The following is a 23903-nucleotide window of genomic DNA, read 5'->3' as shown; positions in this document are numbered from 1 at the left end:
TTACAGGCCAATATCTGCCAGTGTAAACCTTGGCTGCTGATCAAGGAAGTCAAAAAATTCCTGGTACACAGCCGGGTTCTCTTTGGCCCATTTAATGGCGTTATTCAGCTGTCTGGGACTGTCGCAAATCGGGATCGGTAAGTTCGACATGCTGACAAAACCAGAAATTTTGTGCGTATTGCTCTCCAGCGCTACAAAAGGCAGCCTGGCTTTGCAGGCAGCAAAAACGGCATGATGCCGACCGGTCACCAGCAGGCTGGCGGTTTGCAACGAATGCACCAGCTCACTCCAGCTGAACTTTTTCATATCAAGGTAAGGCGAACGGGCTTTGCCTGCTCCTCCGGCAGTGAACTTGACCCAGCCACCAAAATCTTTCGAATAAAAATCGGTGATCAGCTCGGCTCCGGCAAAGTCGGTGACTTTGGCGGTGTCGTCGACCAAAGCTGAGTAGGATAAATCCAGCCTTACCGTGCTTTCAATGCCGTGATTCAAGCGCAAATCGCGCTGACTGGCAGCTTCTCTGACCACAATATGGGGAATTTGTTGCAGCACTTTGTCGTAACTTTTGTTGTTGTTCTGCCAGACGCTATTGATCAGGAATGCCTGCTTGCCTGCTTGCTGGGCCGCTTTGATGGCATTGAGCTTGGTTTTGTGATCTTTGGCGTTGTCGTGCATGGAGCCTTCGCCATTGACCAAAAGAATGTCATAGTCTTCGTCGTCACCGACCCGTTGATAACGACTATCCAACAGCTGGTGCAAATACGCCATGACCGCTTTGCAGCCACAGTGCAGGTTGGAATGATCGCCTAAAATACGTACTTTATTCATGGTTACCCTTGTATTGCGTGGTCAAGTTGACGAAGGTAGTCGTTCAGCGACATGGAGAGGATTTGGCTCAGCACAGGATCGGCTTCTATGATGCCATTTTGCCATGCGTTTTGCATAAAAAGAAAGTTTGCCGCTGGATCATGCCAAATAAATCGGGACACCGTATTACGGGCATATCCGACATGGTACCCGGGGATCTCGGATTGGCTTAACCACAGGTTGGCGTTGAAAACTTTAATGCAGGCTGGCTGGTACAAACAAAGATCCAAAATGACCTTTTGAATGGCATTGACCACCCCTTTGGACAATGGATTAAAATCCCGGTAGGGGAAGTTAAAGCGACAGTTTGCTACTGTAAATTCCTTATCCTGATTGCTTTCAGTATCAAACACTACCCAATCGAGTTGTTGCATGGCCAGGCGAATACTCTCGCTGCTCCCTTCGCCCCTTATCACATCGTTGGCGTAATAACTGACCTGTGTTTTGCTGCCAGCGCCATTGCCGGTTAAAGGCTCTACACCACGGTAATTGAGCCGGATGACAACATCAAATGCATCAATTTCAGCATCTTGTTGCAAGCCCACATTCACCGGACCAACCACCGCAACACGTTTGCCATGCAAATAGCTGGCAAAATCCTGCTGTTGGTAGTCCGCAAATGCAGCAGCAAATTCAGCATGCTTGCCATGCACTGCAAGTAGCGGCAACAGTCGCTTTTGTTGGGTACCAGGTAGTGCCTCTAATGGCAAAGAGGCCGGGATAACAGTATCGGCATAGCAGGGCTCATCGGAAGCAACGCCTTGCTCAAACCTCAAGGCTTTGAAAGCAAGCTCCCGGGCCAGGCTGTAGCAGCGAATATCGAACACCAACAAAAAAATGTTGGCGAGTGTTTTCCAACCGTTGGAGGGGAGCAAATCCGCACGCATATCGGACAGGTTTACTAAGGCTGTCAGCTGTTGGGCTACCGCCTGGATTTGAGGGTGTTGCCAGGCGTCTCTCTTGCAGAGATTGCCGCTGGTATGCAGTGACAATGCTTGTAAAGGCTGCAATGCCTGCAACATGGTTGTCAACCAGCTTGCCTGGCCTGCCGAGTCCGTGTTTTGTCGTTGCTGCAACATAAAACACAGATCGGCAATATCCTGTGGCATCAGGCGTGTTGGCTTGTCACTGCAAAGATACGCATTGAGTTTGACTGGATCGGTCTGCATCCAGCGTTCCAGCTCAAGCTTGTTTAATTGCAATTGCCAGCCCCTGAGTACATAAAGGTACGGCAGCGCATTGCGTTCCAGGATCTTGGTTTCAGCTAAATTCGAAAGTCGCTGGCAGGCTGTGGTCAGGGATCCCGACTGAGCCAGGCTGAGTACATCGAACAGCAAGTAGCAACTCATAAAAGCCTGGTGCTCTATCGCCACAGGCAAAGCGCGTGCTAGCAGCGCTCGGTGCCAGTCTTCAGGTGGAGCGGACAACGCATGCATGACGATCGCTCGAGCGCACCGCTGATAACTGTGCAGCGAAAATGCACCACCAATGTGAAAGGCTTGCTGCCAGAACACCAGGGCTTTGGACCAATTCTCGCGCTGATTCTCCAACACCGCCAATTCAATGTAGAGGTTATGATGATTTGGAAATGCCTGTAAGCCAGCAAGCAAAACCTGCTCCGAAGCATCCTGCTCGTCCAGTTTGCGCAAGGCGATAGCAAGCTGATAATACACTTCAAAAGCGCAAGGCACAGCCGCTTGGTACCAAGGCAAATAATGTTCTTTCAGGCGTTGCCATTGATGGCTCTTTAGTAAAAGGTTGCCCTCTTGTACCCAGGCGCGCCCTTCTGGGCTTAACCTAATAAAATGAGAAGCAGGATAGTCATGGCACAGTGCGGTGATGCCAGCTCGCTTTAAAGTACTGATCCGCTGAGGATCACGAAGATTATCTGCCCAGACAGCCAAGGGTAGTCCGTCTGTCACCAGGTGAACCTGATGTTCTAGCAGATCGCTGTAATGGCAAAGCCAGCCATCGCCCCCCGCTTGACGGATGGCCTTGGGGATGTCTTGCAAGCTTTGAGGTTGATGCCCTGCATACCAGGCCGCCTTGCCACTTTGCCAGCTTTGCCGCAGATCTGCTAGCAAGCGCGTATCGACAGGCAGGGCTTGATGTTCACTATAAGACGCCTCTAACCAGCCAAAAGGATGGGTTGCAAACCAGACAACGGCATCCGGGTGAGCGGACTTGATATAACCTAATGCTCTCCAGTCAAGAGATGTGAACGAAACACGGGAAAGAAAGGCTTCTTCGTGCAATACTTTCAGCAGTTGTCTGGCCAATGGTTGCCACTGCTCAGGCTCTTTTGCCAAAACATCCGTTTTCAAATCAAGCAGCAATGTGGTATCGGAGCTTGTCGACTGCAGCAGTTGGATCACTTGCCGCAAGCTTGGGATCCTTTGTCCCGGCACAGCCATCAGCCTGCGACGGCTTGCTTTGTAGTCGCTGGCTGGATTTGGCTCACCTAGCTGATAGTGCTGTAATGCTTGCCAACTTAGATCGCCAATTGCCACAGCGTCTGCAGGCGTTAACCAGTCACCTTCAACTGTGCGGCTGTGTCGGTAGTCCAGCCAGGCTTCATCGTGGATGACCAGTTCACCGTCCTGGCTAAGCTGTACATCCAACTCCAGCACCTTGCAACCGAGGCGTACCGTCTGCTCAATGGCTGCCAGTGTATTGCCAACAGCATACCCTGCTCCGCCCTGTCTGGCCCACTGCGCTGGTTGTTTCAGGTGCTCGTCGTCATAGCCCTCCGCAATAAAAGCGACATAGCGCTGTGTTTTGTAGCGTTCCTGCGCAGTCAGGATGCATGTTACCAGCTCAGCAAGCCATGGCTGCGGAGCTGATAGCGCCTGCCAATAACCAAGACCGGTGGGACACTGCGCAGTTTTAGGGAACAAGGCTTCCAGCTGGTTGGTTTCTCGATTTACTGCCACCAAGAGCAGCCAACCTGGTAGTGCACTGTGCAGCTCGAAGGCCAGGCAGACATCACCCAGCTGGCAATCCAGTACACAAAGAAATGGATGCTTCCACCATGCCTTGATGTCCAGCCCATGATTTGTAAGCTGTTCAGCAAGCTTGGTGCACAAGGCTTCCGGTTGGATAAGCGCGGCAAGGGTTTCCGGCACTTTTGATACCTGGTTAGGTTTTTCGGTATCTTGCAAAGGCCATGGCCATTCATGAAATTTATCTGGCTGCTGCCAGCCAACCCCATAACGCTCAACTAAAAAAGCATCGGTTTGCGCCGGGCAAGGAAATTGATAGTGCTGAAATGTTATCTGGGCCAGAGGCAGGATGATGTCGGCTGGCAAACTTCTGCTTTTCATCTTATCCATCAATAAGTGAACACCGCGTTCGTCCTGCCAGCATGGAAAAATATCCAGCCGTTTCAAGCCTTTCTTCGTTACATGGACATTGCTAAAACGGCTGTTGTGGTGCACACGATAGCCATGCTGCTGCAAAGCCTCCAATAAGGTAGCAAACTCGGCCTGCATCGCCGCTTCATCCTGCGCATTGAGCATCACCGCCAGATCGACATCATCATCGTGGGCCAAAAAGGCATTTTCCCGGCGCGCACCAAGCAAGGTGCCATAGCAAAGAAACCCTTGGTACCCCAGGGTGATTAAGGTAGCTAAAAAAGCCTCTATCGATGCAAGGTAGCGCTCTGAGTCTGCGATCAAATTTGCTCTGACCAAGCCATGCTTGCTCACACCATAATGCCCGAGGCCCAGCGCTTCAGATACCTGATTGACAGCAGACTCCAGCAACTCGATGGCTTTGGTGGTTTGGAGCCTGGCTGCCATTACCTTTAAACGGCTTTGCCCATGCTTTTTTGCAGTTATAGCGTAGGCCGCCAAAATGATGGCTTCATCCGGATGCAAAGGTTCAGCATCGTTCCATATATCCAGATAATTTAGCAGCGCACACCAATCCAGCGCAAAAATATCCACGATATCGCTTCGGATAGCATGCGCCATCAACGCCAGAGCAAGCTGTGGTGCGAGTGTCGACTGTTGCTGAAAGTAGTGCTCGCAAAACGAAGGGGCAATATCCGTTTTGTACACCAGGAGTTGACCTTGTGCGTCCTGGATGTGACAAACCAGGCCACTATTACGTCGTGCGTAGGTATCGTTACGGTTGATAAGCCGGATGGCATCAAGTCTGGTTGGGCTGGCAAACTCCAGCTTCCAGTAAGGCCGGACATCCTGCATGGTGTGAATACGTTTTTGCTTAAGCAGACGTTCCGGGCCTCGCTTTTTATGCACACTGCTTTGACTGACTCGCTGGTTGTCTGGCTCGGGTTTATACAACTGACTGTCTTGCCACAACTCTATGCCATCCAAACTTAAAAAGCGTGGCGCTTCATCATCAAATGTCAGCTCAATGGACACAACGTCCATCGACAGTTGTATATGGGCAGCGGTTTGTTGGCTATGGCCAAAATATCGCGATCCGCAGTAATGCGTCTGGTAATCCAGACCACTGCAACCGGCAGTCTTACTGTGCTGAATAAACTGCCACAAAGCGTCTTCGCGCTGCGGTTTGGATGAAGCAAGCCAGCTTTGACGGACAATAGCAGCCAGCGATTGTTGCGGCGTAAATCGTACTGGAATCCGCTCACCCGTTTCTGTCTCGTAATGGACACAAAGCGCGGCATTTCTTTTGGCAAACGCATCATGCCGGTTGAACAACCAGACTTCACTGAGATAAACCGGACGCACAAAGCGAATGCGCCAGAATGGAGCCAGCTCGCGCTGCGTATGAATTCGCTTTTTCTGTAACAAAAACTCCGGGCCGCGCTCACGATCCACCGAGCTCTGTTCAAGTTGGTAACTTGCCTGGCTAAATGCTACTTTCTCTCCTGCAGCATAAAATTCGATCCCATCCAGTGACAGATAGCGTGGCTTATCACTGGGCAAACACAATGTCAGGGAGCTTACTCTATCGCCGATCTTTACTTTGGCACAATCGAATGAGCTTGCGCCAAAGTAACCTGAACAACCTTGTTCTGGCGCCACTTGTTTATCCATGTAAAAACCCTTTATTATCCCTTTAGTTGACAGACTTTCTCATAAAACATGGCCAACGATTCACGTTGATAGCTACTAATATCATACTCGGACGTTTCTAACTGACCGACACAGAAACGCTGCATGGCAACCGTAAGCCCTTGCACCGAGTTCTCTACCAGACAACCTGATCGGCCTTCAATCGCACTACGCGAGCCAACAATATCGGTAGAAATGATAGGTTTTTTCAGGATCATGGCCTCAAAAAGTACCATTGGCTGACCTTCGTGATTGGATGACAGCACAAAGCAATCCGCCGCCTGCAAGAGTGGGAATGGATTCGTGCGCTGCCCAAGCAAATGCACGGCATGGCTGAGATTCAGACTTTGTACCAACTGATTCAGTTGTACTTTTAACGGACCATCTCCCAGGATCAACAGCTGGGTTGACGGATTGGCTTTCTGCAGCTGAGCAAAAGCACGAATCAACTTGCTGTGATCTTTTTCTATCGACAAACGCCCCATGGTGATAAAGGTTGTTTTGTTCTGTTGGAATAATTCCTGATCCGCTGCCAGCAAAGGCTCCGCCGCACGGCTTTGCACATCAGCCGGATTTTGCAAGTTGTTGCAAAAAATAAAGCGATCATCGGGCAACTGATAGCGTGGTGCCAAATTGTTCTTATTGAGTTCAGACGTAAGCTCAGAGACTGACACCAGTTGATCATACTTATGGTACAAGCTGAAGTTGACCTGCAAAAAAGGAAAACGCTCGGTGTGCTCGGCATAAAGATCATTGTGCAAGTAGATGCTTTTTTGCGTATTAGCAACACTGGCAAACACCTTGGTCCAGAATTCGTCATAACCAGAAAAGTGCACAATCCGATCAATTCGTGCATGCCCGAGTAACCGCAAGTACTCACGCGCATACATCCGGTCAAGTACCTCGTGTTGCTCTGGTGAAATGTCGTGATAGCGTCGCTGATCCGCATAAGAACGGATAGCTCGTTCTTCCAGTGTCATCAACACATTGCCAAAACGAGGCACAAAGTCATGCTGATAGCCAATACGATCGAACTGCTCGCGGCAATCCGCATTGAACTCAATGTTTCCTGGCGAAAAAATAATGACCGGATGTATCTTTTCAGATGAGAGGGCCCGAATTAAATTAATAAATGAGGTGGTGATACCATTGGGTATCATACCACCCGGAAAAATGAGCATATTCCCAATGGACTGGTCGGTATTTGGTGCAACAACATAGCTGTTGTCATCGTCTAAAAATAGCTGCAACACACGAGCACTGGCCTTGCCATCGTCGTGATGATTAAAGCGTTGCATCGCCGCTTCTGCACCATGCAACCCTGTTGTTTGGGCACTGAGACAAGCCATCAACTCAGCCTGAACCTCATCCATGGTACTGCAAACCCGCCCTGGCATCTGTGTCATCTCGAAGTACAGACCTCGCTCCGTCTGATACTCTTCCAAGTCGTAGGCGTAATAGATAATCGGCCGTTTGAGAGGGATAAAATCAAAGAAGATGCTGGAGTAATCTGTAATTAGAATATCGACAACGGATAGCAGAGCATTACTATCAATGTGCGCCGGTACCACGGTACAGCCGAGTTTGACTTCCGCAAGGCACTGCTCCAACAAGCTGTGCCCCCGGAACAGCACATGGCCACCTAATGAGGCCATCCTGGCGATGTCTTGTTCGAGTCTGCGGGTATCAAACTCGACTTCTTGCAAAGTACCACGCCAGGTCGGGGCGTATAATACGATTGGACGTTCATCCAAAATACCCAAAGCTTTTTTGAGCTCAAGCACACTTTGCGGATTTTGGTTAAGTGTCAGGTCAATCCTGGGGTAACCGGTTTCAGCCAATTTTCCCTGGTAAATACGACGAATGTCATAGCTATCGAACAAAATGTCTGTCGTGTGTTTATTTGGACTGATGATATGGGTAGATTGCAAAAAATTGCGTTGAGTGCGCTTGTGATCAAAAAATTTGTATTTTTGCTCTTTGCCCAAAGTTTTCAGCGGAGTTCCATGCCAGGTAGCCAGATAGCGCTGGCCTTCTTTACGAACATAGTATGGTGGAAATCCACTGTTGTTCACCAGGTATGCGCTTTCGGCGATGGCTCTTAAATAGCGATCACTGCCCCGCTCAATAAAGCTGACATTGAGCTTGTTTCGTAAGTTCAATGGGACTTTGTCGATGGAATCAATGACCCAGATGAACTCCCAGGACTGGTAGCGTGGATCGGCCTGCATTTCAAGAAATAAGGCGTAAGGATTGCAAGAGATCGACTTACCACTGAAGCTTTCAAAGAGTATGGTGTTCGATTGCAGTGGCAGAGTCTCATAATATTCCGCATACCGTAGTTGCAGTGCTGCACTTCCATTCAACGGCTTTTCAGAAACACCATGCGCCTGCCGCACCGGATGGCTGTGCGAAAACGCATCCGCGGCTTGCTGGAAAAAACCCAGCTTATACCTCACAAAGCCTAAGCGGAAGTACCAGTTTGGATTGTACTGATTACACCTTTTCAGTGCTTGCTGATACGCATCTCTTGCATCCGACCAGGCCTGTTGATACTCGTAAGCATTGCCCAGTGCATACCAGTCATCAGCCAGTGTGCAGTCTTTTTTCAGCACTTTTTGTAAGCGCTTTTGTTCGTTTTGCCAATGGGTTTTCTGCAATGTCAGCAATCTATCATGCAGCGCCATAGCTGCTTCATCGGCCACAAACTCAGCACTTTGGAACAGTTCAGGAGCTACGGATACATTCAGAAATGCCTGACATGCCGCTTGATACTCACCGGCTTGCAATAAAACGTAACCACAACGGTAATGCCAGTAGGGTGTATGTCGTTGGCGGTTTTTGGCCGCAAATTGATAGGCAACGGCGGCTTGTGAGAATTTCTTTTGACGCTCCAGTACAAAACCAAGCCGGAAATACCAGTCGACGTTATCCATTTTGGCCAACGCTTGGCAGTAATAATCTTCTGCTTTGGCCCAGTTGTACAAACGGTCATAAGCATAACCCAAGCGGTAAAGAAGCTCCGCGTCTTTAGGACGCTGTGCTAAGCGGTCTTGATAGCAGGCAATCGCTTCTTGCCAGTTGGCCTGCTGCTGGTGAAATGCGCCAATGCCAAACTGATGGCTTTGCAATGTCTGATCCAGCTCCATGGCTTTTTGAAATGCCTGCTGCACAGTAAGGGTATCCGCTTGACTGCGTTGCAATGCAAAACCAAGCCGGAAAAACCACTCTGGCTGGGAAGGATCAAGCTCAGTCGCTTGTTGGTAGGCATCGGCAGACTCGTGAAACTTCTGCATGACATCCAGCGCCTGCCCCAAACGGTAATGACGCAGTGCACTCTGGCTGTCCAGTTTTAATGAAGCCTGCAGCGCTTGCACCTCTTGCCAATACTTTCCTTGCCGCTGTAATACAAGAGCCAACTCATCGAACAGATCCGGGTTGTTCGGATCCATGCTAATCTGCAATTGCAGTTGCTGCTCGACTTCTGCTAAAGATGTTCGCTGGCTTTGGTCTTGATTCGGTTGGCGCCCTTCGCGACTGCCAAAACGCAAGAAGTGGATCAATGGGTTTAGTGCACTGGTGGCAACATCCGGGTATTGTTGTAAGTAGAAAGCAGTATCAAAACGGGGACTAGGTTGACGTAGCTCGTTGGCTCCATATTTCAGAAAATGTTCCGCCGCATCAAGGCCTGCAGCAGCTACATCCGGATATTGCTCCAAATAAAAACTTGCATCGAAATAATCCGATTGTCGAATTAGCGCAAGCTGCTGCTGAAACTTCTTTTTTTGTTGTTGTTTTTTTAGCAGTTGTTTGATCACGCGCATAGCAGGGATCCCAGTTTTTGTTAATTTAAGTCGGCTTTTAGCATTTCCAGAATTTCAAAAGCGCGCATAAATTCTTCTTTGTTGATGCTGGAAAAAGCACTTAATGCTTTTTTCAACTGAGTGGTGGAAATGCCTTCAGTACGTGGCAAGTACACCACTTCGCAGTACTCTTTTAAAAAGTCGAACTTGCCTTGCCAATCATCGCCTATCACAAAAGTATCGATATCATAGGTTTGAATATCTTTAATTTTTTGCTCCCAGCTGCACTCTGGGATCGCTTGGTGGACATAGCGACAACCACGAACAATTTCGATGCGCTGGTCAAAGGGGATAATGGTTTTTTTCCCTTTGCCTTCATTAAACTCGTCGGTTGATACGGCAACCGTTAACTGGCCCATTTCGGAAAGACGTTTCAGCAGATTCAAGTGGCCAATATGAAAAAGGTCGAAGGTGCCGTAAGTAATGATGTTTTTCATGCCTGAGTTCCTGACTGCGATCCGAGTGCTCGTACTGACAATTGAAAAACCGGAATGAATTCCGGTTGACATCGGATTGTAACATAGCCCTGTTAAAGATACTGACTGATTTTTGCTTTATGGGTAATACTCAGCACCAGAAAAGCTTTTGGCCTGCAAGTCTTTAGCAGACAGTGCTGGCGTGGTGGCATACTGCCAATCGATGGCCAGTTCCGGGTCGTCCCAGCGAATGGCTCGCTCGAATTCCGGGGCATAATAATCCGTGGCCTTATAAACAAATTCAGCAGTATCACTGAGCACAATAAAGCCATGGGCAAAACCTTCCGGCACCCACATTTGCATTTTGTTTTCAGCCGTCAAGAGCGCACTTACCCAGTGACCGAATGTGGGCGATGAACGACGCAGATCCACGGCCACATCCAAAACCTCTCCCTGCACCACCCGTACCAGCTTACCCTGTGGCTGTTTAATCTGATAATGCAAACCGCGCAACACGCCGCGCCCCGATTTGGAGTGATTATCCTGCACGAAGGTAAGGTTGCGGCCTATGGCCTGTTCAAACTGACGTTGGTTATAGCTTTCCAAAAAAAAGCCGCGTTCATCTGCAAATACCTTGGGGGTGATGAGCAGTACGTCTGGGATGGCGGTTGCTGTAATCTGCATGCGTTCGCTTTCTTAGTTGTTCTGTGGCGGGTACTTGACCATTAGTTCATGCATGGCAGCCGTGAAATCCTTCCCAAGAACCTGACTACGCAGACCGAACTCCACAAAGGTTTTCATATAGCCCAGTTTATTACCACAATCATGGCTGCGACCTTTGATATGGTAAGCATTGACTGGTTGTTGCTTCATAAGGATCGCAATGCCATCCGTCAACTGAACTTCGTCTCCAGCCCCAATCGGCGTGTACTGCAAAGCTTCCCAAAGATCAGCAGAGAACACATAGCGTCCGACCACCGAAAGATTAGAAGGAGCATCTTCCACCGCCGGCTTTTCAACAATGGCCGTCATTTTTACCGATTCGCCGCTGTGCATCTGATGGCCTTCCACATCGGCTACCCCATAGCTGCTAACCTGTTCCATCGGTACCGGTTCGACCATCACCTGGCTCACACCATCGCTCTCGAACAGTTTGATCATTTCAGCCAGGTTATCCTGCTTAGGATTGCAGTCGTAATGATCAATCAACACATCCGGCAATACTACGGCAAAGGGGTTATCGCCAATTAATGGATAAGCGCAAAGTACCGCATGGCCCAGACCCTTGGCTTCACCCTGGCGAACATGCATGATGGTGACATCTTTCGGGCATATCGCCTGTACTTCATCGAGCAGCTGACGCTTAACCCGCTTCTCCAGCATGGATTCAAGCTCAAAGCTTTTATCAAAATGGTTTTCTATGGAGTTTTTGGATGAGTGAGTCACCAGCACAATCTCTTTGATGCCAGCTGCAATGCACTCATTCACCACGTACTGGATCAGCGGCTTATCCACCACCGGCAGCATCTCTTTCGGAATCGCTTTGGTGGCAGGCAACATACGGGTGCCAAGGCCGGCAACCGGAATAACAGCTTTGGTGACTTTCATACAAATTCCTTGGTTTCGTCCTGAAATAGGGGCTAATCGACCAAATGGCGTAAATAGGCGCCATAGCCGGTTTTGGCAAAGGCACGGGCCCGTTTAAGTAAATGTTTATCGTCTACCCAGCCCTGGCGCCAGGCAATTTCTTCCAAACAAGCCACTTTTAACCCCTGACGGTGCTCGATGGTTTGCACATAATGGGCGGCATCGAGCAGGCTGTCGTGGGTACCTGTATCCAACCACGCGAAACCACGACCAAAACGCTCAACCTGCAAGGTGCCTTGCTCCAGATAAAGGTTGTTCAGGCAGGTGATTTCCAACTCACCACGTTCGGATGGTTTGAGCTGCCTGGCCAGTTGACTAACGTTATCGTCGTAAAAATACAAACCGGTAACTGCATAATTGGATTTAGGCTGCTTGGGTTTTTCTTCAATCGACAGAACTTTGCCGTCATCATCAAACTCAACCACACCAAAGCATTCCGGATTTTTGACCTGGTAGCCAAAAATGGTAGCTCCTTGCTGCTGCAAACTGGCCGCTTTTAACTGTGCACTGAAACTTTGACCATGGAAAATATTATCACCCAGCACCATGCAGACAGGCTGTTGCTGTAAAAAGTCTTCAGCCAGGATAAAAGCCTGAGCCAAGCCTTCCGGTTTGGGCTGGATGCAGTACTCAAAACGCACGCCAAACTGTTCACCACTGCCAAGCAGTCGTTTGAAACCAGGTTGGTCGTCTGGGGTGGTTATGATTAAAATATCACGGATCCCGGCCAGCATGAGCACCGAGATCGGATAGTAAATCATGGGCTTGTCGTAAATGGGCAGCAATTGCTTGGAAATCCCAAGCGTAATGGGATGCAAGCGTGTACCAGAGCCTCCTGCCAGTACGATACCTTTGCGCAAAACTGTGTCCTCTGCCCAGGCAATATGCCAGTCTAAATTGAATGGGCATCTTAAGTTTTTTAAGGACAAAGAGCAAGTCGGTTAGCCAAGAGTGAGCGCTGGCAGTGCCAGCTAATCACTGCCAAACAAGTCACGGGTATAGACTTTCTCTTCTACATCCGCCAGTGCTTCGGTGCGGCGATTGGCAACAATGACATCCGACAGCTGCTTAAACTCTTGCAGATCCCTGATCACCCGTGAACGGAAAAAGTGCGACTCCTTCAACTCGGGTTCGAACACCACCACTTCAATGCCTTTGGCTTTAATGCGCTTCATAATACCCTGAATGGCAGAAGCTCTAAAATTATCGGAGCCTGACTTCATAACTAAGCGGTAAATGCCAACCACCTTAGGGTTCTTATTGACAATCGAGGTGGCAATGAAGTCTTTACGAGTTTGATTGGCATCGACAATGGCTTGAATGATGTTGTTAGGTACATTCTGATAGTTGGCCAGCAGTTGCTTGGTATCTTTAGGTAAGCAATAGCCGCCATAGCCAAAACTGGGGTTGTTGTAATGATTGCCGATACGGGGATCCAGCCCTACCCCTTCAATGATTTGCCGACTATCAAGGCCATGACTTTCGGCATAGGAATCCAGCTCATTAAAAAACGCCACCCGCATGGCTAGGTAGGTATTGGAGAACAGCTTAATGGCCTCGGCTTCGGTGCTGTCGGTAAAAAGTACCGGAATATCCTGTTTAATGGCGCCTTGTTGTAACATGGACGCAAAAATTTCCGCCCGCCCTGAGCGCTCCCCCACAATGATTCTGGATGGATACAAGTTATCGTACAAGGCCTTACCCTCGCGCAGAAACTCGGGGGAAAATAGTAAATTATCAAGCTTTAGTCGTTGCTTGGTTGCTGCGGTATAGCCGACCGGCACGGTGGACTTAATAACCATCACTGCGTTGGGGTTAATTGCCATCACGTCGGCTATGACGGCTTCGACACTGCTGGTATTAAAGTAATTATTTTCAGGGTCATAGTCCGTTGGGGTGGCAATCACGACAAAATCAGCGTGTTGATAGGCCTGGTTTTTGTCGGTCGTGGCCGTAAAATTGAGTGCTTTATTGGTAAGAAACTCAGTAATCTCTTTGTCTTCAATCGGTGACTTACCGTCATTTAGTAAAGCGACTTTTTCCGGAAGAATATCCAAGGCAACAACCTGGTGGTGTTGTGCCAGTAGCATGGCGTTGGATAAGCCTACATAGCCGGTTCCGGCAATGGCAATTTTGTATTCCGACATAGCGTTCATTCCCTGAGTTTGACGTGCGGCTTTATGATACTTGCTGAGAGCTGAAGATGCTAGTGACCGCCGTGAAACGGCAGGTTACTGCTCGCTTCGCAAGTTATGAAACGCCTCCTGCCACTCGGGCATGCGAATGCCAAGGGCCTGCTCCAGTTTATCCACATGAAGCCGTGAATTCAGCGGCCGCCTGGCCGGGGTTGGGTAATCGCTGCTGGGTATGGGCTGAATCGACTCTGGTGACAGTGCCAGTGACTGCCCTTCTGCTATGGCCTGGCTCACAATAACTTTGGCAAAATCGTACCAACTGCAGCTGCCGCGCGGGGCCAGGTGATAGACGCCACCGGCGATGGCTGTACCAGCTTGCCAGCGCGACAGCGCTTGATGGCTGATGGCGGCAATCAGGCTGGCGGGTGTAGGAGCGCCGATTTGATCGGCCACGATACGCAGTTCGGTTTTCTCTTTCGCCAGCCGCAAGATAGTCTGCACAAAATTTTTGCCCTGCCGGGCATAAACCCAACTGGTACGAAAAATCAGCGCCGTCGGGCAGTGTTGTTGCACCGCTAGATCACCTTGCAACTTGCTGTGACCATACACATTCAGCGGGCCGGTGACACTGTCTTCCTGCCAGGGGGTGGTGCCGGTACCCGGATAGACGTAATCGGTGGAGTAATGCATCAGATAGGCCCCGCTAGCAGCGCAATAACGCGACAGCAACTCTGGTAGCTGGGCATTGAGCGCCAGAGCTGCTGCCTGCTCGGTTTCGGCCAAATCGACCGCCGTATAAGCAGCCGCATTGATAATGACTGCTGGATGATGCTGCGCTAAATAGGCCTGTACAGCAGATGCATCGGCTAAATCCAGCTCGGCTCGGGTTGGTGTTAGCAGCTCGGCCTGCCTTAGCAGTTGTTGTTTGAGCTCAGTGCCAACCTGGCCTGAGCTGCCGGTAATGAGTAGTTTCATTCAATGTCCACGTTACCGCCCGCTATGCGAGCTAGTTACTGCCGTTTTGTGCTAAAGGCCCCCACCAGCCTTCGTTGGCCAGGTACCATTGCACGGTTTTACGTAACCCGCTTTCGAACGTTTCCCGCGGTGTCCAGCCAAGTTCACGCTCTATCTTGCTGGCATCGATGGCGTAACGTTGGTCGTGGCCGGGGCGATCCTGTACGAAAGTTAGTAAACTTTCGTAGTGTTGAATGTTGAGTTTTGAATGTTGAATGGGGGCCAATTCTTCCAGAATTGTACAGATGGATCTGACGACTTCGATGTTCTGTTTTTCGTTGTGGCCGCCGATGTTGTAAGTTTCCCCAATCTTACCCTGCGTTGCCACACAGAGCAGCGCCCTGGCATGGTCGTCTACATAGAGCCAGTCGCGGATTTGCTGGCCATTGCCATAGACAGGCAACGGCTTGCCTGCCAGTGCATTTAAAATGGTGAGCGGTATCAGCTTTTCCGGGAAGTGGTACGGGCCATAATTGTTGGAGCAATTGGTAATAAGCGTTGGCAGACCATAGGTACGCTGCCAGGCCCGCACCAGGTGATCGGAGCTGGCTTTACTGGCCGAATAGGGTGAACTGGGCGCGTACGGCGTCTGTTCGGTAAAGAATGCATCGCTTTGCGATAGATCGCCATACACCTCATCGGTAGAAATATGGTGAAAGCGGAAGCGCGCTTGAGCGGCTGATTCCAATCCCTGCCAATAGCTTCGTGCCGCTTCCAGCAGAGTATAGGTACCGACAATATTGGTCTGGATAAAGGCTGCCGGACCATCAATGGAGCGATCAACATGACTTTCAGCGGCCAGATGCATAATGATGTCTGGCTGAAACTGCTGCAACAACTGCTGCATCCGGGCTTGATCGCAAATGTCGGCCTGCACAAACTGATAGCGTGGATGAGCAGCAATTGATTGTAGGGATGCCAGATTACCGGCATAAGTGAGTTTATCAACATTCAACACCTGATAAGATGTGTTGTTGATCAGATGGCGCACCAGCGCCGAACCAATAAAACCAGCACCGCCGGTTACCAAAATGCGTCCACTCATGCTTGTTAACTTTCTACCTTTGTTGGCTCTGCGACCGGTATGGTATTTAGATTCAGTGCAGTCATAATCTGTTTATTAATCTTAACCACATCAAACTTTTGCTCAGCCAGTTGTCGGCTGTGCCTTCCCATCCCATCAATCTGCTGAGGATTGTCAATAAAGTACCGCATTTGCTCTATCAAGGCATCGACATTGTGCGGTGGAATCAAGAAGCCGTTTTTTCCCTGCTCGACCGTTTCCCGACAGCCAGGCATATCGGTGGTAATGACCGGCAAGCCCACAGCCATAGCTTCTTGAGTACTTCGAGGAACCCCTTCACGGTAATAGGAAGGCAATACAAAAACGCTGGATTGCGCCAACCAATCCACCACATTGCTGACCAAACCCGGGTAAACAATCAAGCCACTGGCGACACAATCATCCAACTCTTGCTGGCTAATAGAGCCTTTAGCAGTATCTGGTTGGCCAACCACCACAAACTCTACTCCTGGGTATTGGGCTTTGATCATTGCAGCGGCTTGCAAAAAATATCGGATCCCCTTCTCCTGCAACAAGCGACCAACAAAGATAAAGCGGATAGGATCTAATTGCGGTGGATGATACGGATAGCGATGCAAGCAGGTACCAATACCGCTCAGCAGTGTCAGCCTGGGAATAGATATCTGATAATGATGAATCAGATCCTGATAATCATCCGGATTAAGCAAAAAAACTTGGTGCGTTTTCGGTAGCACGAAGCGGTACAAGCCGACCTGGACACGTCGGATCAGACGACATCGCAACCCCGCCCCTTGCGGTGGTTCAATGAAGGCACGGCCCAAGCCTTCTATTTTCGCGACACGAAAGGGTACCTTGGCCAGCCAGGCTGCCAGGGTGCCGAAAATAACGGGTTTGACGAAATAACAAAAGCTGATATCAATACGTAGTTGCTTAAACAAACGGTAGAGTTGCCAGCTGGTCCATAAATCACTGATTGGATTGTAGCTAAAACGGTTCAGCTTATAGGGCACCGGAATAGCACCAAGCTCTCGCACTGCCGCTTGGCTCTGTTCACAATAATCGGTGGCAAAGGCATAGACCTGGTGTCCAGCAGCCACCAGTTCACAAATTAAATCACTGCGAAAATTCAGCATGGCTTGGGTTAAAGAACCCACGACGGCGATACGCTTGCCATGGTTGCCAATGGGTTGGTTGTTGTCGCTTTGCTGCATTATTTTTTCCCAAACAACAGATTTAGCACCCATCGTAGGCATCTACGCACCAGCAGCATGGCCTTATCAATCGTGGTGGGCGTTTGCTGCCGCCGCTGCTCAATTTCCATTAAAACTTGTTCCGCCGAACTAAAGCCACCAGTTACATCGCTGATATAGCGCGGATACGCAATTAAAGTGGCATACACCAGGGTCGCCAAATCCAGCTGCCGGCCACGTCGTGGCGCTGGTAAGGTATCTTCGGTTAAGCCCCAGCCTGCGTAAAAGGGCCAGCCATAGCACACCACCTTCTTACCCCGCAGCAATGCTTCAAAACCAGTGAGTGACGTGATCAGATGCACCTCATCAACCTGTTCCAACAGCACAGCCATGCTGACATCCAGCACCAACTCATCACAATATGCGCTGGCTTCATCCTCGCCCGCCCCTTGCGCTCTGGCACCGGAATACACATCCGGATGTGGTTTGTAAATCACCCAGGCATCCGGGTTTTTCTCGCGTACCTGCATCAGCAATTGCAAATTACTGCGCACCTGGTTGGCTCCATATTCAATGGAGGCGTCGGTTTCTACCTGGCCAGGTACCAGTACAATTGTTTTGCTGGTATCTGGACGCTGCCACCTGGCCTGACCAACATTGTATTTGGTGACGCCTTGCGCGCATATACGCTCACGCAGCGCTTCTGCTCGTGTGCGCTGTTTATCAGTAAGTGTCAGCTCTTGCAATAGCTGCTCAAGATCCGAGGGCTGAGTGGCATCAAAATACAAACCACGCTGATCGAAAATCCAAGACATCGGCTGAGCAAACTCGGCACCGAGCCCAACTGAACGAATAAAACCATCTTCTAACCGAATAAGCCTTAAGCCAGCCTGAACAGCAGGCAAAGCTCTGCGGCCCCACACCAATAAGGTGCCCTGCGAAGGCAATGCGGCACCTTTTCTTAAAAAAGTAATCGAACTGCCTTGAGTAAAGCGCTGCAGTGTTTTGCGCCAGAAGCGGGAAAAGCCATACGCATAAATGTGCTTAGGCAAAGCCATTCGCATCCTGTGCTGTAACCCGGCCCAGCACAATAACTCTTCGACCGTGCAGGGCTGTTGCCGCTCAGGATGTAATGCGTGTTCCCCTGCTAAAATGGCATGATATATAAAAGCTGCCAGTTCGACTTTAGCCGTCACTGGTTGACTAAAAGGCCCTTGACTGTGCTCACAACTCACAAAAGGAGAGTCTTGCATGCAATGCAAAGGCTTTTGCCAAAGTAAAGCCTCGAGCGCCAAGAGCGATCGACTGCAAAACACCCGATAGGCTGTTCGCATTAAGTTAGCCGTATGACAAGCAAACTGAAAGTGCAGCCGGTCTTGACTTGCAGTAGCGGCGGCAAAATTCATCGCCTGCTGTTGCAATTGTTGTAAACGCTGTTGGTCCTCAGGCTCTGCTGATGCCAAACAAAGTATCAGCTCCGGATACTCCGCAGCCTGTTGCAGCATCTGACAAAACAGCTGATCACTGCATTGACTATCGACAAGAATCAACTGATAAGCTGCTAGGGGCTGTGTCGAAGGTCTTAAAAAATTACTGGCTGCCAACTCCAGTTGCTGCCATTGCTTAATAAAAATCAGACTAAGGCTATGCTGGCTTGGCGATAACGGTACTGAGACTTGCTGCCGCCAGCATAATAATGGTTCCGCCTGCCCAGATAAAGCGTGGCTAAAAACAGGCGCAGCAGTCAGTAAAGTCCAGCCTGCTCGACTGGTTTTTTCCTGCAAAACGGCAGTGGGTTTGCTCAATGAAAGTCTACCGCTAATCTAAATGGTCACGGATAATGGCACGCGTTAATTGCACAATAGCAGCCAGCAGGATAGCAAAAAAACAAACCACAGCGAAATTATAACTCCGACGCGGTTCCACCGAGTATTGCGGCATCGTTGGGTATTGCAGTACCGAGACTTGTTTTAGCTTGCGGGCGGCCTCAACCCGGGTCGTTTCGAGCATTAATAAGGAGTTCGAATACAGCTCAAGTGCGAATTGCGCCTGCAAGGCCAGTGTTTCAAACTCCGCAGAAATACGATTTAGTGCATCCCCATCAGCTGTCGCCAGCTTATTTCGCTCTTGTTGAATTTGGGTGTTCAACGCTTGGATTTGGCTGTCCAATCGCTGCATCTCTGGCGAGTTAGGGCTTTGAAAGCTACTGCTTGCTTTACGCTGTGCTTCCATCAGTGCTTTTTGTGCTTCCAACTGTGCGACGATCATCATGATGCTTTCTACCGATCCTGTTGGTGATACCAGTCCATGGGTATTTTGAAACGTCAGCAGCGCCTCACGAGCACGGTAAAGTCGTTGCTCCAGCACCTCTACCTGACCTTCAATAAAAGCAACTTGTTCTTCTGCCAGGCGCTGTCCCATACGATTCATGTGCAGCTCACCTTCCTGCAAGAGAGTTTGCGCAATTTTTTGTGCCATTTCAGGATTATAAGCCTGCACTCTCAGCCGAAGCACATTGGCGTAATCATCAAAGTGAACATCAATCCGCTTTAGCATATAGCGGTGAAATTTTTCTATGGGTGCATCCACACGGCTAAGGCGCGACCAACGATCAATGTCACTGCTGGCAAAGTGCTGGCGAATTTGCAGTCGCTCCTCCAATACATTCAGCATATCAACCGACAACATATGATCCCGCAACAGCAGCAGATCACCAGCACCGGAAGTACCAGACAATATCGATGAAAAGTTCAGACTTGCTGGTGATATTTCCGGACTTTTCAGCACAATATTGGCTTCTGAAACATAGCGATCGGTCGCCAACAGCATCCAGTAAAAAAATGATATCAGAATGACTGCCAGCGCAACGCCCCATTGTGGGTGCTGTCGGATTTTATTCATGTATTGGTACTCTCATTGTATGCTGCTATTGCGTCGTCCAGTTGGTCAAACCAAATCGCCTGACCTTGATGCAACCAGATACCGGCCTGACACAAATCCTGCAAGATGCCTACGCTGTGCGACACCATAATCAGACTGGATTTACCGATCCGGTCACGAAATGCTTTCTTCGCTTTCTTTTTAAAAGCCGTATCACCTACGGCGGTCGCTTCATCAGATATATACACATCAAAATCAAAGGCTAAAGATAAACCAAAAGCCAGCCGGCTACGCATACCGCTGGAGTACGTTTTCATTGGTTGATCAAAGGCTTTGCCTATTTCAGCGAAATCTTCCACATAGTCAATAATCTGCTGCATTCGATCTTCACCACCATGAATGCGGGCGACAAACTTCACATTTTGTCGACCGGTCATGCTCCCCTGAAAGCCACCTTTTAGGCCAATGGGCCAGGAAATCTTGCTGTTGGTGATAATTTCGCCTTTATCAGGTGTATCCATCCGTGCTAGCAGCTTTAATAGGGTAGACTTACCTGCACCATTGCGACCAATCAAGCCAACACTTACACCTTGCGGAATGACAAAGTTCACATCCTTTAGCACCCAGTCGCCACCAAAGGGACCATGGTATCGCTTGTAGAGATTACGAACGTCGATCATTGTGCCATCAACTTGGTTTTAAGACGGACTTGTAGCATCAAGCCTAACAGAATCATGCCAAGCGATAATGCCATCGGATACATCAATTCTATGCCATGGATACTGCGATAGGCAGGGAAAAACCCATAACGCATGCTTTCGAGGGCGTGCAAAATAGGGTTGTAAATAAGCACCTGCTGAACACTGTGCGGCATGAGCTGGACGGGAATAATGACACCCGATAAGAAGTACAGAGGAAACATCATCATACGAATGATTTTTTCGGACTCTTGTACAAGGGTAACCGCAATGGAGAACACAAGACCAAAACCCAGGCCGAGTAACCAAAGTGTCAACCAGGCAATAATAACCCTCAAAGGATCCATTGGCACAATATTCAGGCCAATGAATACCGCACCAACTACCAGCAACATAAAAACAATGGTTTTAAGAACGCCCTCTAGTGCTGCTCGAACAATAACGGTATCAACAGGATGAAGCTGCCTGTATGCGAATAAACCGCTGTTTGCATTAATTGCCGACATAGAGCGCGTTGCTGCATCCCGGAAGATGAAAAAACCCATCAAACCAACGATCAGGTAAGGAATAAAATCGGCTCCGGGAATAAAGCGGATCCGTCCCATAAATTCACGCACAGCAATCATCAACATAATGTGCGCGACTGGTTCCAGCAGCATCCAGGTCCAGCCAAAACGATCACCCGACATCCTGGCCATAGCTTCACGCATAAAGAGCGCATACCATACATGCAAGGTGACCTGTAATGAGCTGCGCTCTTTCATCCGTTTGCCGCCCTACTACCCTTAGATATCCAATGCCACTTTCGCAGCAATGGCAATTTGATAAATGATCTGAGTAAGCGTGGATGCAAGTTGCAGATTCTTGGTCGTTACTGCAGGCAACACCAGGATTTCATCCCCCGGACGCAGCTCGACATCGCGTGCATTTCTTACTTCGCCATTTTGACGCACAATCAGAATGCGGCGTTTATCAGCATGTTGGCTAAAACCGCCAGCGGCTTCAATGTAATCCCATGCACTCATACCAGGCACAAAAATCGAAGCTTGTGGAATGTACACTTCACCGCTGACTAAGATGGAGTCCGATTTTTCAGGAATAGTAATGACATCACCATCTTGCAGCCGTAAATCAAGCAATTGATCGCGATGGCTGACCACCAGTCGGCCATTAGGCTCCACTTCACGAGCCCGAGCTACAAAAGCACTGATTAGTTCAGCCTCGCGAACTCGGATAGCGGATTCTTCAGCAGTTGATGAGGAGGCTCCCAGGTAAGTGGTTTCCAAACGGCGCAAGGATTCCAATAGCGACTCGCGCTGCCGTTCGGCCACACTTACCCGCCGAATTGAAATACTGCGGGTTTCCGCAATCACCTGGTCAACCGGGATATTATCCAGCAGCTGATGCAAGGTCGCGTTTTTTGGCAAAATAAAGAATGATGGACCGTAATAGCTGCCTTCCAATTGAACGACGATGGTATCGGAATGTCGATCGGCAACAAAAACCACTTCATCACCGTTGGCAATAGCAAGATCCGCAAAAGACTCTAAAGCCTGATAATTGGCATATGGGCCACTAGCTCGCTGGCCTCGCACCAGAGCATGCGATACACCTGCATCCAACTGCGCTAGTTGCATCAATGTCGAACCATAAAGTACGTCATCGTTTAGTTCATAGAAATAAGCACGGCCAACCTCACCATGCACAGCAATTTGCGGGCCGCGTCGCTCCACCAGAATGGTATCGCCATTTTGCAGCTGGGCATGATGCAATTTGCCTTCAAGCAAAAAATCATACAAATCCATTTCTGCCAGGGTTTCTCCGTTTCGCAGTAAACGGATACGGCGGTAACTGCCTTGCTCCTCATCTATGCCGCTGGCTTGATCCAGAAAATACAACACAGAGTCATTTGGTACTCCGGCATAACGGCCGGGTTTATTGACAAAACCAGTCACAAAAACCGCAACTGGCTGAACGCCTTGCAAGTTGGTATACACATAGACGTTGTCTGGATACACCCTGCGAACAGCATTGCGTACTATGCCATCCAATTGGCTGTGACTCACACCCTGAACTTTAACCGGCCCTATGCCAGGAATAAAAATATTACCCTGCGCATCCACCGGTAAAATACGATCAATATCGATGGCTCCCCACACTCTCAAGGTAATCTGATCACCAGGCAGAATAAGGTAATCGGGGTTTAGACCATCGGCTCTGATGCCGCGAAAGCCACCGCTGAATAATTCAGCGCCAAAGGGGCGTATATCTTTGCTTACGCCCTGCTCCATCGAAGGAATAGGACCATAGCCGCCTTGCTGCCAATTGACGTTGGATTTAGGCTCTTGCAAAGCAGCTTGCTGTTGAGCCTGAACCGCTCTGGCTTGTTGCGTCTGAACCAGCTGCGATTGTTCTGTAAAGGGGTTCGCCAGTGCCGTCGTAGCACAGCACAGCAGACCAAACAAGGCCGTTGCCAATTTTCGACCCTGGCACATGGAATTTCGCTTCATTATTTCATCCGTCTTGTACATGGCCCAGTGCGGGCGAATTCATTCGTTGTCTGCTTAAAAAGCCAACGCCCGCCCCTGATACCATTGCCGGGCTTCGTTTTGACAGACCAATGCTGACTGGTTGAGCTGATCAGGCGCAACTTGCAAGGCCAAACACAACCGATTGCTGGCTGAAACATAACGATCTTTCACCCTGACTTGAATCGGGCTTCCCCATGGGGACTCAACTAACTGCACCAGATCGCCACTGTTGGCCATCGCCAGCGAATCGAAACTACTGACTGGCAACAATGGCACGGGCATGATCGAATCGGCAGCAAGGATCGACTGATTATGTTGATTGGTGCTGACACAGGCGCTGCTTAAAATCGCAGCTGAAGCTAGCAACAGCAGATGAAGAAAGTTGATTCGGGCGTTGAGCATAAAGTCCATCTTCTTTAGGCAGCGGCACTGCCGCGCTTGAGCCGCAGTCGTTGCTTGTTTTGGTGTTAATCTGATGTCCAGAACAGTGCAAAAATAGTATCACTTCAACCTGAGTGACGCCAGTATCAAATCCAGTACAAGGGCGTGTTTATCTCTACTGATTAGGTTTT

17 protein-coding genes are annotated in these 23903 nt (G+C 49.4%); all 17 read right to left on the bottom strand.

Going from position 1 to position 23903, the window contains the following annotated elements; genetic code table 11:
• Window positions 1-828, bottom strand: a complete 828-nt coding sequence (locus JJU14_RS00410) for a polysaccharide pyruvyl transferase family protein (protein ID WP_228610424.1) — start codon at window positions 826-828, stop codon at window positions 1-3.
• A 2-nt stretch (window positions 829-830) separates the two neighbouring features.
• Window positions 831-5894, bottom strand: a complete 5064-nt coding sequence (locus tag JJU14_RS00405) for a glycerophosphodiester phosphodiesterase family protein (RefSeq protein ID WP_228610422.1) — start codon at window positions 5892-5894, stop codon at window positions 831-833.
• 14 nt (window positions 5895-5908) lie between these two features.
• Window positions 5909-9736, bottom strand: coding sequence for a CDP-glycerol glycerophosphotransferase family protein (locus JJU14_RS00400; RefSeq protein ID WP_228610420.1), 3828 nt, complete (start codon window positions 9734-9736; stop codon window positions 5909-5911).
• 20 nt (window positions 9737-9756) lie between these two features.
• Window positions 9757-10212: an adenylyltransferase/cytidyltransferase family protein gene (locus JJU14_RS00395; RefSeq protein WP_228610418.1), complete on the bottom strand. Its 456-nt coding sequence runs from the start codon at window positions 10210-10212 to the stop codon at window positions 9757-9759.
• Between the two features lie 117 nt (window positions 10213-10329).
• On the bottom strand, window positions 10330-10875 hold the full coding sequence (gene rfbC / locus JJU14_RS00390) for a dTDP-4-dehydrorhamnose 3,5-epimerase (RefSeq protein ID WP_228610416.1): 546 nt from the start codon (window positions 10873-10875) through the stop codon (window positions 10330-10332).
• 12 nt (window positions 10876-10887) lie between these two features.
• Window positions 10888-11799, bottom strand: coding sequence for a UTP--glucose-1-phosphate uridylyltransferase GalU (gene galU, locus JJU14_RS00385; RefSeq protein WP_228610414.1), 912 nt, complete (start codon window positions 11797-11799; stop codon window positions 10888-10890).
• A 32-nt stretch (window positions 11800-11831) separates the two neighbouring features.
• The gene (gene rfbA / locus JJU14_RS00380) at window positions 11832-12698 is read right to left on the bottom strand and encodes a glucose-1-phosphate thymidylyltransferase RfbA (protein ID WP_228610412.1); all 867 of its coding nucleotides are present in this window, start codon (window positions 12696-12698) and stop codon (window positions 11832-11834) included.
• Between the two features lie 111 nt (window positions 12699-12809).
• Window positions 12810-13985, bottom strand: coding sequence for a nucleotide sugar dehydrogenase (locus JJU14_RS00375; RefSeq protein ID WP_228610410.1), 1176 nt, complete (start codon window positions 13983-13985; stop codon window positions 12810-12812).
• 84 nt (window positions 13986-14069) lie between these two features.
• Entirely contained in the window at window positions 14070-14948 is an 879-nt protein-coding gene (gene rfbD, locus JJU14_RS00370) for a dTDP-4-dehydrorhamnose reductase (protein ID WP_228610408.1), read from the bottom strand.
• A gap of 31 nt (window positions 14949-14979) precedes the next feature.
• Window positions 14980-16032: a dTDP-glucose 4,6-dehydratase gene (gene rfbB, locus JJU14_RS00365; RefSeq protein ID WP_228610406.1), complete on the bottom strand. Its 1053-nt coding sequence runs from the start codon at window positions 16030-16032 to the stop codon at window positions 14980-14982.
• A 5-nt stretch (window positions 16033-16037) separates the two neighbouring features.
• On the bottom strand, window positions 16038-17243 hold the full coding sequence (locus JJU14_RS00360) for a glycosyltransferase family 4 protein (protein ID WP_228610404.1): 1206 nt from the start codon (window positions 17241-17243) through the stop codon (window positions 16038-16040).
• The gene (locus tag JJU14_RS00355) at window positions 17243-19027 is read right to left on the bottom strand and encodes a capsular polysaccharide biosynthesis protein (RefSeq protein WP_228610403.1); all 1785 of its coding nucleotides are present in this window, start codon (window positions 19025-19027) and stop codon (window positions 17243-17245) included. The genes JJU14_RS00360 and JJU14_RS00355 overlap by 1 nt, the downstream gene beginning before the upstream one ends.
• A gap of 13 nt (window positions 19028-19040) precedes the next feature.
• A complete protein-coding gene (locus tag JJU14_RS00350; RefSeq protein WP_228610401.1) occupies window positions 19041-20123 on the bottom strand; it encodes a chain-length determining protein in 1083 nt (360 codons plus the stop codon).
• Complete coding sequence (locus tag JJU14_RS00345) at window positions 20120-20782, bottom strand: ABC transporter ATP-binding protein (RefSeq protein ID WP_228610395.1); 663 nt, start codon at window positions 20780-20782, stop codon at window positions 20120-20122. The genes JJU14_RS00350 and JJU14_RS00345 overlap by 4 nt, the downstream gene beginning before the upstream one ends.
• Window positions 20779-21564, bottom strand: a complete 786-nt coding sequence (locus JJU14_RS00340; RefSeq protein WP_300976115.1) for an ABC transporter permease — start codon at window positions 21562-21564, stop codon at window positions 20779-20781. Before JJU14_RS00340 ends, JJU14_RS00345 begins: the two co-directional genes overlap by 4 nt.
• 21 nt (window positions 21565-21585) lie before the next feature.
• Complete coding sequence (locus JJU14_RS00335) at window positions 21586-23310, bottom strand: polysaccharide biosynthesis/export family protein (protein WP_228610392.1); 1725 nt, start codon at window positions 23308-23310, stop codon at window positions 21586-21588.
• A gap of 54 nt (window positions 23311-23364) precedes the next feature.
• On the bottom strand, window positions 23365-23733 hold the full coding sequence (locus JJU14_RS00330) for a DVU3141 family protein (protein WP_228610390.1): 369 nt from the start codon (window positions 23731-23733) through the stop codon (window positions 23365-23367).
• Between the last annotated feature and the right edge of the window lie 170 nt (window positions 23734-23903).

This window comes from Alkalimonas sp. (genome assembly GCF_020831925.1).
Taxonomy (GTDB): Bacteria; Pseudomonadota; Gammaproteobacteria; order Enterobacterales; family Alteromonadaceae; genus Alkalimonas.
Note: the sequence above shows the minus strand (reverse complement) of the source record. Positions and strands in the feature narration are given on the sequence as shown.

Excerpts from the sequence above, each read along its gene's own strand:
- JJU14_RS00405 (WP_228610422.1), bottom strand. The coding sequence starts at position 5,894 with ATGGATAAACAAGTGGCGCCAGAACAAGGTTGTTCAGGTTACTTTGGC.
- rfbD (WP_228610408.1), bottom strand. The coding sequence starts at position 14,948 with ATGAAACTACTCATTACCGGCAGCTCAGGCCAGGTTGGCACTGAGCTC.
- rfbB (WP_228610406.1), bottom strand. The coding sequence starts at position 16,032 with ATGAGTGGACGCATTTTGGTAACCGGCGGTGCTGGTTTTATTGGTTCG.
- JJU14_RS00395 (WP_228610418.1), bottom strand. The coding sequence starts at position 10,212 with ATGAAAAACATCATTACTTACGGCACCTTCGACCTTTTTCATATTGGC.
- JJU14_RS00335 (WP_228610392.1), bottom strand. The coding sequence starts at position 23,310 with ATGAAGCGAAATTCCATGTGCCAGGGTCGAAAATTGGCAACGGCCTTG.
- JJU14_RS00410 (WP_228610424.1), bottom strand. The coding sequence starts at position 828 with ATGAATAAAGTACGTATTTTAGGCGATCATTCCAACCTGCACTGTGGC.
- JJU14_RS00375 (WP_228610410.1), bottom strand. The coding sequence starts at position 13,985 with ATGTCGGAATACAAAATTGCCATTGCCGGAACCGGCTATGTAGGCTTA.
- galU (WP_228610414.1), bottom strand. The coding sequence starts at position 11,799 with ATGAAAGTCACCAAAGCTGTTATTCCGGTTGCCGGCCTTGGCACCCGT.
- JJU14_RS00350 (WP_228610401.1), bottom strand. The coding sequence starts at position 20,123 with ATGAATAAAATCCGACAGCACCCACAATGGGGCGTTGCGCTGGCAGTC.
- JJU14_RS00400 (WP_228610420.1), bottom strand. The coding sequence starts at position 9,736 with ATGCGCGTGATCAAACAACTGCTAAAAAAACAACAACAAAAAAAGAAG.
- JJU14_RS00330 (WP_228610390.1), bottom strand. The coding sequence starts at position 23,733 with ATGCTCAACGCCCGAATCAACTTTCTTCATCTGCTGTTGCTAGCTTCA.
- JJU14_RS00340 (WP_300976115.1), bottom strand. The coding sequence starts at position 21,564 with ATGAAAGAGCGCAGCTCATTACAGGTCACCTTGCATGTATGGTATGCG.
- rfbC (WP_228610416.1), bottom strand. The coding sequence starts at position 10,875 with ATGCAGATTACAGCAACCGCCATCCCAGACGTACTGCTCATCACCCCC.
- JJU14_RS00345 (WP_228610395.1), bottom strand. The coding sequence starts at position 20,782 with ATGATCGACGTTCGTAATCTCTACAAGCGATACCATGGTCCCTTTGGT.
- JJU14_RS00360 (WP_228610404.1), bottom strand. The coding sequence starts at position 17,243 with ATGCAGCAAAGCGACAACAACCAACCCATTGGCAACCATGGCAAGCGT.